The sequence below is a fragment of the Spirosoma oryzicola genome, assembly GCF_021233055.1.
In the GTDB taxonomy this organism is placed as follows: domain Bacteria; phylum Bacteroidota; class Bacteroidia; order Cytophagales; family Spirosomataceae; genus Spirosoma; species Spirosoma oryzicola.
On the sequence record NZ_CP089538.1, the window covers coordinates 2,686,384 to 2,701,649 of the forward strand.

Annotated in this window: 13 protein-coding genes; 8 read left to right on the forward strand and 5 right to left on the reverse strand. The window is 48.0% G+C overall.

The window, feature by feature from the left end; genetic code table 11:
• Positions 1-161: 161 nt before the first annotated feature.
• From LQ777_RS11380 to LQ777_RS11405, 6 genes are all read left to right on the forward strand, one after another.
• On the forward strand, positions 162-299 hold the full coding sequence (locus tag LQ777_RS11380) for a hypothetical protein (protein ID WP_232562642.1): 138 nt from the start codon (positions 162-164) through the stop codon (positions 297-299).
• A 667-nt stretch (positions 300-966) separates the two neighbouring features.
• A complete protein-coding gene (locus LQ777_RS11385; RefSeq protein ID WP_232562643.1) occupies positions 967-1,518 on the forward strand; it encodes an RNA polymerase sigma factor in 552 nt (183 codons plus the stop codon).
• 386 nt (positions 1,519-1,904) lie between these two features.
• Positions 1,905-2,477, forward strand: coding sequence for a (2Fe-2S)-binding protein (locus LQ777_RS11390; protein WP_232562644.1), 573 nt, complete (start codon positions 1,905-1,907; stop codon positions 2,475-2,477).
• A gap of 3 nt (positions 2,478-2,480) precedes the next feature.
• Entirely contained in the window at positions 2,481-3,476 is a 996-nt protein-coding gene (locus LQ777_RS11395; protein ID WP_232562645.1) for an FAD binding domain-containing protein, read from the forward strand.
• A 10-nt stretch (positions 3,477-3,486) separates the two neighbouring features.
• Positions 3,487-5,718, forward strand: a complete 2,232-nt coding sequence (locus LQ777_RS11400; protein WP_232562646.1) for a xanthine dehydrogenase family protein molybdopterin-binding subunit — start codon at positions 3,487-3,489, stop codon at positions 5,716-5,718.
• A gap of 264 nt (positions 5,719-5,982) precedes the next feature.
• Positions 5,983-6,342, forward strand: coding sequence for an SPW repeat domain-containing protein (locus tag LQ777_RS11405; RefSeq protein WP_232562647.1), 360 nt, complete (start codon positions 5,983-5,985; stop codon positions 6,340-6,342).
• Between the two features lie 231 nt (positions 6,343-6,573).
• Here the strand turns inward: LQ777_RS11405 and LQ777_RS11410 are convergent, their stop codons facing one another.
• From LQ777_RS11410 to LQ777_RS11420, 3 genes are all read right to left on the reverse strand, one after another.
• Entirely contained in the window at positions 6,574-6,951 is a 378-nt protein-coding gene (locus LQ777_RS11410) for a DUF983 domain-containing protein (protein ID WP_232562648.1), read from the reverse strand.
• Between the two features lie 114 nt (positions 6,952-7,065).
• Complete coding sequence (locus LQ777_RS11415) at positions 7,066-7,935, reverse strand: helix-turn-helix domain-containing protein (protein ID WP_232562649.1); 870 nt, start codon at positions 7,933-7,935, stop codon at positions 7,066-7,068.
• Between the two features lie 874 nt (positions 7,936-8,809).
• Entirely contained in the window at positions 8,810-9,010 is a 201-nt protein-coding gene (locus LQ777_RS11420; protein ID WP_232562650.1) for a hypothetical protein, read from the reverse strand.
• 494 nt (positions 9,011-9,504) lie between these two features.
• Here LQ777_RS11420 and LQ777_RS11425 point away from each other — a divergent pair, with 494 nt between their 5' ends.
• Complete coding sequence (locus LQ777_RS11425; RefSeq protein WP_232562651.1) at positions 9,505-10,740, forward strand: glycosyltransferase family 4 protein; 1,236 nt, start codon at positions 9,505-9,507, stop codon at positions 10,738-10,740.
• A gap of 5 nt (positions 10,741-10,745) precedes the next feature.
• On the opposite strand, the gene LQ777_RS11430 is transcribed toward LQ777_RS11425, so the two are convergent.
• Both LQ777_RS11430 and LQ777_RS11435 read right to left on the reverse strand, forming a co-directional pair.
• Positions 10,746-12,584 (reverse strand): ABC transporter ATP-binding protein, encoded by a 1,839-nt coding sequence (locus LQ777_RS11430; protein ID WP_232562652.1) that lies wholly within the window; start codon positions 12,582-12,584, stop codon positions 10,746-10,748.
• 57 nt (positions 12,585-12,641) lie between these two features.
• Complete coding sequence (locus tag LQ777_RS11435) at positions 12,642-13,667, reverse strand: glycosyltransferase family 4 protein (RefSeq protein ID WP_232562653.1); 1,026 nt, start codon at positions 13,665-13,667, stop codon at positions 12,642-12,644.
• A 283-nt stretch (positions 13,668-13,950) separates the two neighbouring features.
• Between LQ777_RS11435 and LQ777_RS11440 the strand changes: the two genes are divergently transcribed.
• Complete coding sequence (locus LQ777_RS11440; RefSeq protein WP_232562654.1) at positions 13,951-15,021, forward strand: glycosyltransferase family 4 protein; 1,071 nt, start codon at positions 13,951-13,953, stop codon at positions 15,019-15,021.
• Positions 15,022-15,266: the final 245 nt, after the last annotated feature.

Here is a 15,266-nt window from a genome sequence, read left to right on the forward strand (position 1 = left end):
CGAATAACCTACACACCGAAAGTTCTGTCTGCCTCTCGATCAGAAGAGGCTAGCTATACCGACTTATAGCGTCTCTGTCCGCCAAAGCGACAACTGAAGAGTGACCTTTTTGCGTTCCTTCGTCCCAAAGCCTCAATCTTAAGTCGATCACAGTATATACAATGAACCGAGTTCGCTTCACCCTTTTGTTTGATTCCCTAAGTACCCTGGCCTGGTTAGTCGCGTTGATTATCACGGCTATTTACATGGTTCGCTTAGCGATGCATCCTACCCAGGCCGACTGGATGTTTACATTCTAGCGATCTACAAAAATTTTACAATGATGACCAATAAGAAATCATCGATCGATCTTACCAATGTAATTACTTGGCTATCGGTACTACTGATTACTGCGCTTTATACCGCTGGTATCGTTACGGTCTTGTTTTAAAATAAGAGAAAACAAATCACTTCGCTTCTGTCAACTAACTGGAAGGGCGAAGATTTGTTAACTAGCTACTACCGTCGCGCTTTCTGTAAGACGTATCAAGGTACCTTTTGGTGAGGTTATATACAGTTTAAAAGCATTTTCCGGTAAATGGTTTACCAAGCCAGCGCATCGTTTGTTGAACAGACTCACTTCCGCTCGTAAGCAGATTAAATTCGTGTATGCATCATCCGTTCGTCCCTGCTTCTTACGATAACCGATCACTTATTTGATTAATTTAACCCTGCCGAATAATAAATTTTTTACTGTTACCATTAATTTAAGGGCAGAAGTTAAGTGCGCTAATTTTATAGAAAATAAAATTAGACTCCATAAAAGCTACCGATCTAGTCTTCTAGGCGGTGATTTAGTACTTTTTATAGTTACCGCTGGGCAAAAAGGTATATATCCTCCCTATACTCAATTGACGGATTCATTATATGAACACGCCTGGTTTTCTACTAAATTTAGACTTTACGCTTGTAAGTTCTGGGTTAGTTATGAAACAAAAATTATCCACGTCCAGGTATTCGGCTCCTCAGCCGTCAAAGCATAGTGAAGAGTTTTTGTTTGAAGAATTATATACCAATTACGTTGGTAAAGTATACAGTAAATGCCTTACCATGACTAAAGATTCTATCGCTGCACACGATTATACGCAGGATATTTTTCTTAAGGTTTGGGCAAAACTTGACACATTTAAGAACCGGTCAGCTGCCTCAACCTGGCTATATTCAATTGCTCATAATTACTGCTTAGACCGGATTCGGCTGGAAAAACGCTTCCAAAGCGAGAATCTAACCCAAATTGTTGCCGATAATCTTGCTGAAACAGACCCTCTGGAATCTACAGAGGCCCAGTTGCATAATTTGGAAATCGTTCTCAGTCGTCTGCCCGCCGAGGAAGTCTATTTTCTGCGCCTTCGGTACGAGCAAAACCTGTCCATAAAAGAGTTAGCGACTCGTTATCAACTTACGGAGAGTGCCGTCAAGATGCGCCTTAAACGCACCAGAGACAAAGTGAGAGACCTCTTTGACACGGCTGTGTATTGACTTATCGGTTAGTCCGACGAAGCGATTCCGCTTGCCCTTCGGTGCAGGACGTTCAGCACGGTCATGATGAAGCACAAAAATGACCCGTTGTTCTGTCTACTCATGGTTTCCTTTCGTCTCTTTTGCCACAAAGAACGAACAGCAGGAAGCAAGTAGCAACGAATAAATAAACACTTATTACTCAATTATACTACCCACCGTTCACAGTATTAATGCTGTAAACGGTGGGTATTTATTTTAGTTAATTATCTGATAGTTAGGGGTTTATTTGCGGGGCGCTGACTGAAAATAACAGCCACACAGTAATACTCTACTATATGAGTGAACAAAACGTCGGTTGTTTGGTAAAATAAGGTATATCAATGGCCTAACCAACCTACGTCTCTATGTCGACAGTACTAGCTCCTGAACCGTTGTCGCGCACGGGTGTCTCCAAGATTGAGACTAAACCTGTGACTCTGACGATTAATGGCGAGAAAAAAGAAATCAATATTGCCCCCTGGACTTCACTGCTCGATGCTTTGCGTGAGTATTGCAACCTGACGGGAACGAAAAAAGGCTGCGACCACGGCCAGTGCGGTGCCTGTACGGTGCTCGTCGAAGGAAAGCGAGTAAACTCGTGCCTGACGCTGGCCGTTATGCACGACGACCACGCAATTACCACAATTGAAGGGATAGCCGACGCCGAGACACTACATCCGCTGCAACAGGCGTTCATTGACCATGATGCCTTTCAATGTGGCTATTGTACGCCCGGTCAGATTTGTTCGGCGGTGGGGCTGATCAGCGAAGGGCGGGCAAAAACGACCGCTGATATTCAGGAGTTGATGAGTGGCAACATCTGTCGCTGCGGAGCCTACCCACATATCGTTGATGCAATCAGCGATGTAATGGGTATAGACAATCAAAACCAGAAAAGTGCCGCAGCTTTATCCCCTGAACCCGCTAAATCCATCTAACCTATGAATTATTTCACCTATGCTCGTCCGCAGGAGGTTGATACTGCCGTGGATGAACTAGTCGCTGATCCGCTCGCCAAGTTCATTGCCGGAGGTACGAACCTGCTTGACTTGATGAAGGAAAACGTCGAGCGGCCCGACCGACTGGTTGATATCAATCGGCTCCCTCTATCGACCATTGAAGAAGCGGAAGAGGGTTCGTTACGGCTCGGAGCGCTGGTCACCAATGCCGATACGGCATATCATCCATTGGTCGAACAACGTTACCCGCTGTTGTCGCAGGCTATCCTGGCGGGTGCTTCGCCCCAGCTGCGCAATATGGCTACGAATGGTGGCAATTTGTTCCAGCGTACGCGCTGCTACTATTTCTATGATGTAGCCATGCCGTGTAATAAGCGTGAGCCGGGTTCAGGATGCGGTGCTATCGGAGGCTACAACCGCATCCACGCAATTCTAGGAACGAGCGATGCGTGCATTGCGACCCACCCTTCGGATATGTGCGTAGCACTGGCTGCTCTTGACGCAACCATACGCATCAAAGGGCCAAACGGCGAACGTACCGTTCCCATTGCTGACTTTCACCGGTTGCCCGGCGACGAACCGCAGTACGATAATACGTTGAAGTCTGGTGAAATCGTAACGGCGATTGATCTACCCGCCAAAGGATTCTCGGAAAACCACGCCTACCTTAAATTACGGGACCGGGCGTCGTATGCATTTGCGCTTGTATCGGTAGCGGCAGCGCTGGAAATGGATGGCGATACAATCACAGATGCTCGGATAGCGTTGGGAGGAGTAGCCCACAAGCCCTGGCGCAAACCCGAAGCCGAAGCCTTACTGATTGGCAAGTCCGCAACGAAAGAAAACTACCACCTGGTGGCCGAAGCGTTGCTGGAAGGAGCGAAAGGGTTCGGCCACAATACCTTCAAGATCGAAATGGCGAAACGAGCGATTGTCCGAGCGCTCGGTATTGCCGCCAAACAGGAACCAACCGACTGAACATAATCCTATGAGCAATGCAATTGGAAAGCCCCTCAGCCGTGTTGATGGTCGGGCAAAAGTAACAGGAAGTGCCAAATATGCTGCCGAATATAATGTGCCGGAGTTGACCTACGGTTATGTTATCTCGAGTGCTATAGCCAAAGGTAAAATCACCAGTATTGACGATAGCGAAGCACTAAAGCTGGACGGTGTTTTAAAGGTGTTTACGCACGAGAACCGACCACATACCGCCTGGTTCGATATCAGTTACAAAGATCAGGACGCGCCACCGGGCTCACCGTTTCGCCCTCTGGAAGATGCGACCATCAAGTACAGCGGTCAGCCGATAGCGCTGGTCGTGGCTGAGACGTTTGAATTAGCGCGCTATGCGGCTGGCCTGATCCAGGTTCAATACGAAACAGAAGAACACAACACCGATCTAGAGGCTCATTTGTCCAAAGCACACAAGCCATCTGTTGGTGTTGCGTCCTTGTTGAAACCACCACCGCCAAAACCACGGGGCGACTTTGATGGTGCTTACAGCAGTTCCGACGCAAAAGTTGCCGAGAGCTACGTCCACGCCGTTGAGCACCACAACCCGATGGAGCTGTTTGGCTCGACGGTTGTCTACGAAAAAGACGGAAAGCTGACCATCTATGACAAAACCCAGGGAGCGACGAACAGCAAGATGTACGTAACCCAGGTATTTGGTCTTTCTTCGGATGATGTACGAGTCATTTCTCCGTTCATGGGCGGGGGCTTTGGGTCGGGGTTGCGGCCCCAGTATCAGTTGTTTTTTGCGGTTATGGCCGCGCGTGACTTGCAGCGTTCAGTACGCGTTTCGTTGACGCGCCAGCAAATGTTTACGTTTGGTCACCGTCCGGCAACGGTTCAGAACATCGCGCTTGGTGGTTCGAAAGATGGTAAGCTCAATGCGTTATACCATCAGGCCTTCGGCGAAACATCGCAGTTTGAAGACTATACGGAAGTGGTCGTTAACTGGGGTGGTATGTTGTACCCGGTCGAGAATGTCACGCTTGACTACAAACTGGTTTCGCTTGATTTCAATAGCCCCCTCGATATGCGGGCACCCGGTGGTGTGACAGGCATGGCAGCCCTTGAAGTAGCTATCGATGAATTAGCCTATAAGATCGGGATCGATCCGCTGGAGTTTCGGTTAAAAAACTATACCGAAAAAGACATGAACGAGGATCGGCCTTATTCCAGTAAGGAACTACGGGCCTGCTTTCTGCAAGGTGCCGAACGGTTTGGCTGGTCCGACCGCAATCCACAACCCCGCTCCATGCGCAAGGGACATAACCTGATCGGGTGGGGAATGGCTACGGGGATTTGGGATTCTAACCAGATGCCCGCTCGTGCGGAAGCAGTACTAACGGTCAACGGCAGACTACGCGTCAGCAGTGCTTCGGCGGATATCGGTACCGGAACGTACACGATCATGACGCAAATTGCAGCCGAAACGTTAGGGATGCCCGTGGAGGATGTGTTTTTCAAACTGGGTGATTCCGAGATGCCGTTTGCTCCGATTTCGGGAGGGTCCTGGACCGCTGCCACTGTAGGCTCTGCCGTGAAGAACGTCTGCGAAGAACTAGGCAAGAAGCTGTTTAAGCTAGCGAAAAAAATGCCCAATTCGCCGTTTGCCGATGTGAAGCACGAGCAAATCGAATTTGCGGACAAACACCTTCGGTTGAAAAGCGACCCGTCGGTAGCGGTTTCGTTGCAGGCTATTGTCGATCAGAACAATGGTCGGGCCGTCTCAGAAACGGCCACATCACTGCCTAATTTGCTAGAACAACGTAAATACACCCGTAGCACTCACTCGGCGGTGTTCGTTGAGGTGCAGGTGGACGAAGACCTCGGAGCCGTGAAAGTTACCAGAGCCGTAACCGCTGTGGCTGGGGGACGTATCCTGAATCCGAAAACGGCGCGTAGTCAGATTATCGGTGGTATGGTGTGGGGTATCAGTAAGGCTTTGGAAGAAGAAAGCGCTGTTGATCATCGGTTTGGGCGCTTTATGAATCATAACCTCGCCGAATACCACGTAGCGGTCAACGCCGATATTCACGACCTGGACGTAATTTTCGTCGATGAAGTGGATACGATTGTTAACCCATTAGGCGTCAAAGGGTTGGGGGAGATCGGTATTGTTGGTATGCCAGCCGCCGTTGCCAATGCCATCTACCACGCTACCGGCAAGCGCGTGCGGGATTTGCCAATCCAGATTGACAAACTCTTGTAGCGGAGTTGGCAATAGCTAGCCTAAAAGCGGACTCCTATCTGTGTTTTCCGGTAGTCGTATCAGGTTTACGAGGAAGCGCAGACAGGAGTTCGCTTTTGTATTGATGAAACCCCATAAAGTTACGTCATCAGCGACTTCTTAGGCTTACCCACAGCCTTACTTGTTCAAACTGCTTAGGTAGCCATCGGTTTACCAATATGGTAAATCATCGTCTAAGAGCGTTTCATCAGATGTTCGTGGAACGCTTCGTAAAGCTAAAATTGTATGGAAAAACCAATCACCCGCAAGCAACACGGCTTCACGGATTATAGCTACATACCACTGGTAGCAGCTGCCCCCGTGCTGGCTAGCTTCGAGAACGAACCAACGGCCGTTACATTAACTCGGGTTTTAAGCGGCAGTATTCTCGCGTCGAGCTTGTTCACACGTGCTGAATGGGGTCTTGTCAAAGCATTACCCTTTAAGGCGCATCTGGCTGCTGATACGGCTGTTGGCGTACTGGCGGCATCGGCTCCCTGGCTATTTGGCTTTGCAAACAATACGCGCGCGCGAAACACATTCCTAGCGATAGGCGCTTTTGGGATAATGGCCGGGTTACTGTCAAAACCTGAAGAAATGCCTTAGGTAGTCAAGAATAGAGCTGACTACACAAGAGCCAATTTATCATTAATCAATCGATGCGCTAATGCATGATCGTGCCGATGAAAAATAGATAGCGTGGATGTAAGGTCTGCTCAATCTTCTTTATCTGGCAAGACAGGCGGCTATTAAAACAAACTAGGTACCCGCTTCGCGAAGCGGGTACCTAGTTTGTTTTTGATCGATTATCAACCAGATCGGTAGATTATTTCCTTATTATATAGGTTTGTGAACAGGTTTGGGGGATACGAACAGAGCTAGCCAGGTTCGGCGCGCCAATCGGAAGAAATAGGGTGTGAGCAAAATGATGGAAGGAATCAGTCCCATCAAATAGTAATCAAGATCAACGTTAAGCCAGCTCACCGCTACAAAGAAGGTCAGTAGGATCCAGAGGGTGAAAAGCGCATAACTAACGAACATGGACGCCCAATAAAATCCGGGTTCAGGCATAAAGTTCTCGCCACAGTGGGGGCAACGCTCGTGCATCTGGTCGAAATGACGGCTAAAGGCGCTTTTTGTGACAAAGAAGTCACCCTCCTGGCAGCGAGGACATTTATTGAATAAGATGCTGTATATACGACTATGAGTTGACATGACATGGAACGTTTAGGGTTCGATAAACCTGTTTTTTAAACGGGTTTCTATGTCACAAAGGTAGGTACAGGCCCGGTTTACTAAAAAGACAAACCAAGCCAAGTATGGTACAAATCAACGATGGATCGATGCGTTTTGGCGAAACTCGGCGGGCGTTTGCCGCGTGTGTTTTTTGAAAAACCGGACGAAGTAGGAAGGGTCTTCAAAGCCTAATCGGAAAGCAATCTCCTTGACCGATTGATTGGTATGCGTTAACAAGCGTTGAGCTTCAACGATCAGGCGTTCGTACAACAACTGGCTGGCCGTCTTACCAAGTACACTTTTGCAGATGTGATTCAGGTAATTAGGCGACAAATTCATCTGGGCTGCGTACTCGTTGACTTCACGAACCGTCAGAAATTGATGTTCCAGCAAATCTTCGTATTGACGGATGTGGTCATAAAACAATGTATCGGCTCCCGGCCACTGCTGGTTGTAAATTCGATTAGCCGTTTCTAGCATCAGATGCAGATAGGACAAAAACACATCGGACCGGTTTGCCTGATGCTGGTCATACTCGTCCCAGGCATGCGTAAACAAATCACCCACCAGCTTTCGTTGGTCCGTTACGTTCAGGAGCGGCTGATGTTGGTGGGAGTGGTAAAAAGGGTACTCGTGCAGTCGGTTGCCAAAGCGGCTACGCAGGAAATTAGCTTCAAAAAACAGGTCATAGCCTTGAATATCGGCTGATAACTGCCAACTGTGCACTTGCCCCGGCGTGAGAAAATAAAGCTGGAAAGGTTTGACTTCGTGGGTCTTGAAGTCGATGGTATGAGTTCCGCTTCCGTGCGTGATCCACATCATCAGGTAAAACGTGTGCGAATGCGAATCGCCAATCCGTTTGAATTCCTGGACCAGCTTCTCCAGCCGGGTCATGTAAAACGGTGCGTTAGGTTCGTGGCGGGGAAATGACGCTAGTTTATAGACCGGGACAGATTTTGCCATACAGATTACGCGAATTAAACGGGGCTATTTAGTCATGCATGGTAAGCTTGTCTCGTTTGAAACGTCTTGAGTGCATTGCCGCTCTTACCAAGTTGGCTTGACAAGATAAGGCATTACCTTGTTCAGAAGCATAGCGACGATTTTCCCAGTCCTATAACGCTGTACAATCCGTGCTTGGATGGCTGTTAGTCCGGCCAGTCGATACAGCGTAAAGACTCGTTCTAGAGGCTAAGGTTCATAAAAACAACCGCTCCTTACAAAGTCGTTTATCAACAATAAACGACTTTGTAAGGAGCGGCCAACTACTGGTTTCGTAACGACGTGTATAGGACTTATCCGCGAAATTGTTGAAAAGAACTAGCGAAGTGCGAGCAAGGCTACTAAGCGGTTATCTTTACCGAGAGCGCACTAGAAGAACGTTGACTGATTGCTTTATCAAGAAGCGGAACAAGGGTTATTTAGCGCCTTAATGATCTTTCCTGTCAAATGGCCGGAGTCATCATACTCCGCCTGATACACAAACTTCTTAGAGCAAAATAACTTTCCACCTATTGATTTGACCTGGACAGGTTGTCCGTCTACGACAATACGAATAGGATATTTTCTTGGGGCTGGCATGCAGTAAAGTCTTTATGTCAATAGTACACAAAGACTCCAACGGATATGCTTTCTAAATCGTGCGTGGATCACCGCATAAACGTTGAGTAATCCTAGCTTTTCCTGCTATCTATCAATTACGACCGGTGTTGATAGCGCAGAAAGATTCTTCAACGACGGTTTGAGCGTTGTGATTAAACGGCTACTGGTAGGAAAATTTTAGAGCCGCACAGGCGTGATTGAAACGCCCTGACCGAAAGATAAGGGTAAATAAACGTCATTCCCGCACTGGTAAGCCGTATAGCATTAGACCAGCTACGAGAGCTACGGCTAGTCCACCGTACGAGCAGGCTATTAGCGCGTGGTGAATACGGTCGCGTCGGGTCGTCTGGTTGCCGAACGCGTGCTGGATGTTGACCAGACTCATACCCAGTTGACTGATGGCTGCTAAACCAATGAAGTAGAACCGTATATCCATGAATGGCGTGTATAAACGACTAGCCAACAAATCATCCTGTTCGGCTCTGCAATATCATCGTATAAAGCGATCCGTACGTTTGTACTTAATGCCTTTTTCCTTATTTGTGATCCACTATTTTTTATACGGCTACGGTGTTTGATAAATAGCTATGCTGTCGATTTAAACATAGCATCATAACGTTTCGGCGTTAGCAATGTTGACGGCTTACTCAGGATAGATGGTCGATCTCAGGCAGAGGATCTGGGCTTGACTTAGATCAGGAGTAATTCAGCGGCTAATTTCGTTCAAAATGAAATTTCGAATCACGGATGACGTACTTTTGAGACAGATTAGACAGTGGCGGTCCTCGTAAAAAGTAAGGCAAATAACGTGTTCAAGGCTGTTTGGATAGCCGTTCAACCGCCCGTTATACTAGGGTGTCGTTTGTTTCTCCCTATACACCGACTGCTCCAGGAGGCCGTACGGTTTTTAGAATTCGTTATAATCAATATATGAAAAAAATTGCATTTATTGTTCAGCGTTATGGAGTCGAAGTTAATGGTGGTGCCGAATATTACTGCCGTATAATGGCCGAACGGCTGGCCAAAACGTATGAAGTCGATGTGTTGACCAGCTGCGCATTAGAATACGTCACCTGGGCCAACTGGTATCAGCCGGAAACCGTCATGATCAATGATGTTCGCGTTCACCGGTTTGCTACGGAGTACGAGCGGCAGGTGAAACAATCATCACGCATCGAGCACAAACTCAAAAAGTGGTCGCGACCCGAGGAGTGGGAGGGATTCGGTTGGCTAAAAATGTGGGCTCGTGCGCTCGTTGGGAAAACGGTTCGTCGCTATAGCCGGTTGTGGCCAAAATACCAGGGGCCGTACACGCCTGACCTGATTGACTATCTGAAGAAAAACCATCAGCAGTACGATGCAATGATCTTCATTACCTACCTGTATTATCCTACGATTGCCGGGCTGAATGTAGCCCCCAAGAAATCAATTTTTATTCCGACCGCGCACGATGAACCGCCAATCTATTTGCCGCTCTTTCGTCCGCTATTTAAGAAGCCGCGCGCTATCCTGTTCCTGACCCCCGCCGAGAAAACGTTCGTCAACCGGCAGTTTCAGAACGACGCGATCTACAACGATGTCGTTGGCGTCGGTATCGAACCGGCTACGGTTGTCTCGGACAAATCCGTAGCGGAACTGCTAGGGACAGCAGCCGACTACGTACTGTACATTGGCCGGATCGATGTGGCGAAAGGCTGTGATGCCTTGTTCGAGATGTTTATGCGGTACAAACAAGCAAATCCCTCGTCGCTAAAGCTGGTGCTGGTTGGTCAGTCGTTTATGCCCATACCCGAACATCCTGATTTCATCGCTGCCGGATTCGTGGACGAACCGACGAAAGCATCCTTGTTAGCAGGGGCAAAAGCGTTGATTATGCCATCGCCTTACGAAAGCTTGTCGATGGTCACGCTGGAAAGCTTCGCGGTGGGCATTCCTGTCATTGCCAATGCCGATTGTGCCGTACTTCGTGATCACATTGAAGGCAGTCAGGCTGGCTATTCGTACCAGAATTACGATCAGTTCGAACAGGCTATTAACCAGGTCCTGACGCAGGACACAACCGCAATGGCTGATAACGCCCGTTCTTACGTCCAGCAATATTACACCTGGAGTGCCGTGCTTGCTAAGTTTGATAAAGCCGTAAATTACGTAGCGAACGGGCGGTAGTACCGTTATTGAAGTACTTCGTGCATGGTATTAAGCCGCCGGTAAATGCTGTCTTTGTTGCTGATGAGGTCGTAGTGATTACCACGTTCGATAATCTCGCCCCCTTCCATAATCAGGATCTCATCAGCTTCTTTGATGGTGCTGAGCCGGTGAGCAATGACCAGGGTCGTGCGTCCTTCCATCAGGTTGTCCAGTGCCTCCTGAACGGATTTTTCAGATTCAATATCCAAGGCTGACGTTGCTTCGTCGAGAATAAGAATCGACGGCTTTTTGAATACCGCACGGGCAATGCTCAGCCGTTGACGCTGACCGCCACTCAGTCGAATACCCCGGTCGCCGATATTGGTATTATAGCCATCTTCCGTATTCATGATGAAATCATGGGCATTGGCTATTTTGGCCGCTTCGATAACGTCTTCCAGACGGGCATCCGGTTTTCCGAGAGCGATGTTGTTGAAGATTGTGTCGTTGAACAGAATGATTTCCTGCGTGACAAAGCTCATCTGCGCCCGCAACGATTCCATCGTGTACTCGCGTACGTCGATGCCATCGATTTTGACGCTACCCTGCGTTGCTTCGTAAAACCGGGGGATCAGATCGGCAATGGTCGATTTTCCGACGCCTGACGGACCGACCAGTGCAATTTTCTTGCCTTTTGCAATGCGAAGATCAATGTTTTTCAGAACCGGTTTGTCGCCGTACTGGAAGCTAACGTTTTCAAAGATAATATCCCGACGAAAGGGTTCCATCGCCTGGGCATTGGGCTTATCCAGGATTTCGATTGGCTTGTCGAGAAGTTCAAGAATGCGTTCACCGGCGGCTTGTCCCTGCTGAATATTGGTCAGGGCAACAACGATGGCTTTGGCCGGACGGATGACCTGCGAAAAGATAGCGATAAACGCAATAAACGAACTAGCCTGTAAATTGCTTTCGCTGTTCAGGACCAGACTTCCCCCGTAGACGAGAATACAGGCTACCACAAATACGCCGGAAGCTTCAGAAAAGGCTGGAGCCAGTTCCCGGCGCTTAAACCCTTCTAAACTGGCTCTCCGGTAAAAATCGTTTTCGATACTGAACCGTTTCAGTACAAAGGACGTCGCGTTAAACGACCGGATGATGCGCATACCGAGCAACGTCTCATCCATGAGCGTGAGCATCCGCCCCATCGACGACTGCACGTCCTGCGCTTCTTTTTTAAGTTTCTTGGTTACAGCGGCTATACCAACGGCAGAAATCGGAATGATGATCAGCGTAAAAAACGTTAGCTGGGTCGAAATGGTAAACAGCGCTATAAAGTAACCGATAAACATGTACGGCTCTTTAAAGATAACTTCGATGGAGCTGCTTGCTACGCCTTCAATCGCGTATACGTCGCCGTTGAGCCGGGACAGTAGATCGCCTTTATGCTCTTTGGTAAAGTAACCCAGATGCAGGTGGTTAATTTTTTCGAACAGTGCTTCCCGAAGGCGCTTCACCAGCAAGGTTCGGGTGCTGAGCAGGCATCGTTGCGCCAGAAACCGGAACAGATTGGTCATCACCACCGCCACTACAATCATACCCGCCAGAAAATAAAGGGCATAAACCGGGTTGGTCGTCTTGAAATTGTAGATCAGGTGGTAAAACGCGTCTTTAAAGTAAGTAGGATCAAACCGAAACGCAGGCATCGACGCATATTTTGTGGCGTCGCCTGTGTTGATGGGGTCAAACAAAAAATTGAGCAGAGGTATGATCAACGCAAACTGAAAGACGTTGAAAAATACACTAATAATGGTGAAGATAAAGAAGGGGACAATGAACTTTCCATAAGGCTTGGCATACACCATTAGCCGTTTATAAATCTTCATTCGTTGACGTTAATGTGACATAACTGCTAAGATAGCAAGATTGACGCTAATTTCAGCTTATTCAGCCAACGAGCGGTATACGTCAATGTACTTCCGGGCCGAATCTTCCCAGTTAAACGTTGCACTGTATGCCTTCATGGCTTCTTTCATCTGGCTGCCCGCATTCTTGTACTGCCGCATACCAGCCGCGAAATCGTCGTGCATGTTTTCGAAATCGTGAAAGTAAAACGCCATGTCTTTTCCTATTTCGGGCAGGGCCGTATGCCGGGAAAGAAATACCGGCTTACCAACCGACATAGCTTCGGTCACGGGCAGGCCAAAACCTTCGGCCAGCGACGGCATTACTACCGCCTGACAGTTATGGTAATACCACGATTTTTCGCCTTCCGTGATCTCATCGACCAAGTGCATTCGGTCTTCTACGTTTAGGTCAGACGCGTGTTGTCGCAGAAAACGGGCGTAGTCTTTATCCTCATGCCGACCGGCCAGTACCAGTTCCAGGCGTGGGTTGGATTGCAGCAGCGGCAGAATGCGGTGCTGGTTCTTTTTCCGGGCGATCACCCCAATGTTAAACAGGAAAGGATCAGTGGGCCGGTACGATTTGGCCTCCAGTTCGGGCGTAGGCAAACCGTTGGTGCCATTATAGATCACATGAACTGGTTTTCCTTTGGTGTCGCAGTGCGTTAGTACGTCCTTTTTGCTGAACTCAGATATGCAGACTATCGCATCGCTCCGGTCAATGTTCTGTTGGAGATAAGCCAGACAGCGCGCTTTTTTCTGCTCGGTCTTATCTTCGTGCAGAAAGTTGAGATCATGAATCGTCAGCAGCACCTTTATCTTCTTGTTCCTGCGGGGCAGATACTGCGAACTCTGATACGTGCTGTGCCAGATGTCAAACTTGCTCAGCGAAGGCATAAAGAACTTCTGTAGCGAATGCTGAGCAATGTAGGGCAACGAAGGATCAAGCGTCGAGCGGACATGCTCAGGGATAAATAAGGATATATGCTCTTGGCTTTTGTTTTGCAGAATGGCTTTGCCCAGATTAAGGCAATAGTAGTACAGTCCTGTGTTAACGTACTTCATTCTCTCGCAATCGAATATAATACGAATCATAACACAATAGTCTCACAAGGTTGTATAATTGTTCCAGAAGAACTAAAACGCACCATCGATAAAAAAGTTAACCTCACACTACAACGGTTTCATGCGAACATGGACCCCTGTTTTTACTAGGATACCGAAAGCGAGGTAAAGGTTGGAGCGACTCGTTGCTCCGCCGTGAATAATACCTGCGAATGGTGACTAATGTTGCACAAAATCAAAAAATGCGATTCTGGGGTACTCCCCCTGCTTATTTCTCTGCTTTATGTCCCGAATTATTCTTGATTGCGAGTTAATGAAGTTCCCTCACTCCGGCCTGTTTCAGTACTGCCAAAACCTGGGAGAACACGTCAATAAACTACTCGCTGAAGAAAATCAGCCCTTTATGCAGATGTATATTCCGCCCAGGAAGAAACTTACCCTTCCCTGGGAACCCTATCATCTGGTAGAACAGAAGTGGCATAAACTCGTTAAACCGTTTCTGCGGGGCTGTCAGGTCTGGCACGCACCGTTCCAATCCGGACGGATTGTGCCCAACAAAAGGTTGTATCCCGCCATAAAGGTAGTGCTAACGATCCATGATTTAAACATGTTACACGAAGGTAAGTCCGATACTTACCAGCAGAAAAGCCTTGCTCGTACCCAATCATTGATCAATCGAAGCGATGCAATCGTCTGTATTTCAGAGTTTACGAAAGGTGATGTGCTGTCTCATTGCTCTGTCGGCAACAAACCTATTCATGTTATTTACAATGGCCTCAACAAGAAAACGGCGTCGGTAGATAAGCCCGTAGCGTATAAACCTGACCGGGCGTTTTTGCTGGGCATCGGATACCTGAACAGTAAGAAGAATTACCACGTTCTGTTGCCTTTGTTACAAGCCAATCCCGACCTGGAAATGATTATTCTGGGCCGCCACGATGACCCGCAGTACGTAACCATGATGCACGAAACGGCTCAGCAGATGGGGGTTGAGAATCGATTACACCTGCCCGGTACGGTTTCGGAAGACGATAAAATCTGGTACTTAAAGAACTGCAACGCTTTTCTGCATCCGTCGCTTGCCGAGGGTTTCGGTTTACCCGTGATCGAAGCGATGCAATTCGGAAAACCGGTGTTTCTTTCCCGGCTTACGTCGCTACCGGAAGTGGGCGGAGATGCGGCATTTTACTTTCCTGATTTCGACGCCAGCACCGTCCAGGCGGTGTACCAACAAGGGATGCAGGCTTACAAGCGATCGAACATGGCGAATTCCATCATAGAGCACGCCAACCGCTTTAGCTGGGATAAAACGGCAAGGCAGTATCTGGAGGTGTATCAGTCACTAATTAGGTAGTAGTGCTAGGCCTTCAGTGTAGGTTGATTACATGTTTTAAGGGAGTAAAGTCGTTTATTTTGTTTATATGAAGATTGTTTTAATAATAAAATGTTGATTTAGTATTTATTTGCGTAAATATGAAGGATTATCTAATTGGCATAAGTATTATATGCCAATTGTGCTTGGTCGCCAATTACGTTCACGAAGCAATTCAGGCTAGATCAGACATGCGCGAACGTATTCTGGCTAGTATCAAAGCACTG

Bases quoted from the DNA above. Each gene is read 5' to 3' on its own strand.
- LQ777_RS11380 (WP_232562642.1), top strand. From the start codon at position 162: ATGAACCGAGTTCGCTTCACCCTTTTGTTTGATTCCCTAAGTACCCTG.
- LQ777_RS11385 (WP_232562643.1), top strand. From the start codon at position 967: ATGAAACAAAAATTATCCACGTCCAGGTATTCGGCTCCTCAGCCGTCA.
- LQ777_RS11390 (WP_232562644.1), top strand. From the start codon at position 1,905: ATGTCGACAGTACTAGCTCCTGAACCGTTGTCGCGCACGGGTGTCTCC.
- LQ777_RS11395 (WP_232562645.1), top strand. From the start codon at position 2,481: ATGAATTATTTCACCTATGCTCGTCCGCAGGAGGTTGATACTGCCGTG.
- LQ777_RS11400 (WP_232562646.1), top strand. From the start codon at position 3,487: ATGAGCAATGCAATTGGAAAGCCCCTCAGCCGTGTTGATGGTCGGGCA.
- LQ777_RS11405 (WP_232562647.1), top strand. From the start codon at position 5,983: ATGGAAAAACCAATCACCCGCAAGCAACACGGCTTCACGGATTATAGC.
- LQ777_RS11410 (WP_232562648.1), bottom strand. From the start codon at position 6,951: ATGTCAACTCATAGTCGTATATACAGCATCTTATTCAATAAATGTCCT.
- LQ777_RS11415 (WP_232562649.1), bottom strand. From the start codon at position 7,935: ATGGCAAAATCTGTCCCGGTCTATAAACTAGCGTCATTTCCCCGCCAC.
- LQ777_RS11420 (WP_232562650.1), bottom strand. From the start codon at position 9,010: ATGGATATACGGTTCTACTTCATTGGTTTAGCAGCCATCAGTCAACTG.
- LQ777_RS11425 (WP_232562651.1), top strand. From the start codon at position 9,505: ATGAAAAAAATTGCATTTATTGTTCAGCGTTATGGAGTCGAAGTTAAT.
- LQ777_RS11430 (WP_232562652.1), bottom strand. From the start codon at position 12,584: ATGAAGATTTATAAACGGCTAATGGTGTATGCCAAGCCTTATGGAAAG.
- LQ777_RS11435 (WP_232562653.1), bottom strand. From the start codon at position 13,667: ATGAAGTACGTTAACACAGGACTGTACTACTATTGCCTTAATCTGGGC.
- LQ777_RS11440 (WP_232562654.1), top strand. From the start codon at position 13,951: ATGTCCCGAATTATTCTTGATTGCGAGTTAATGAAGTTCCCTCACTCC.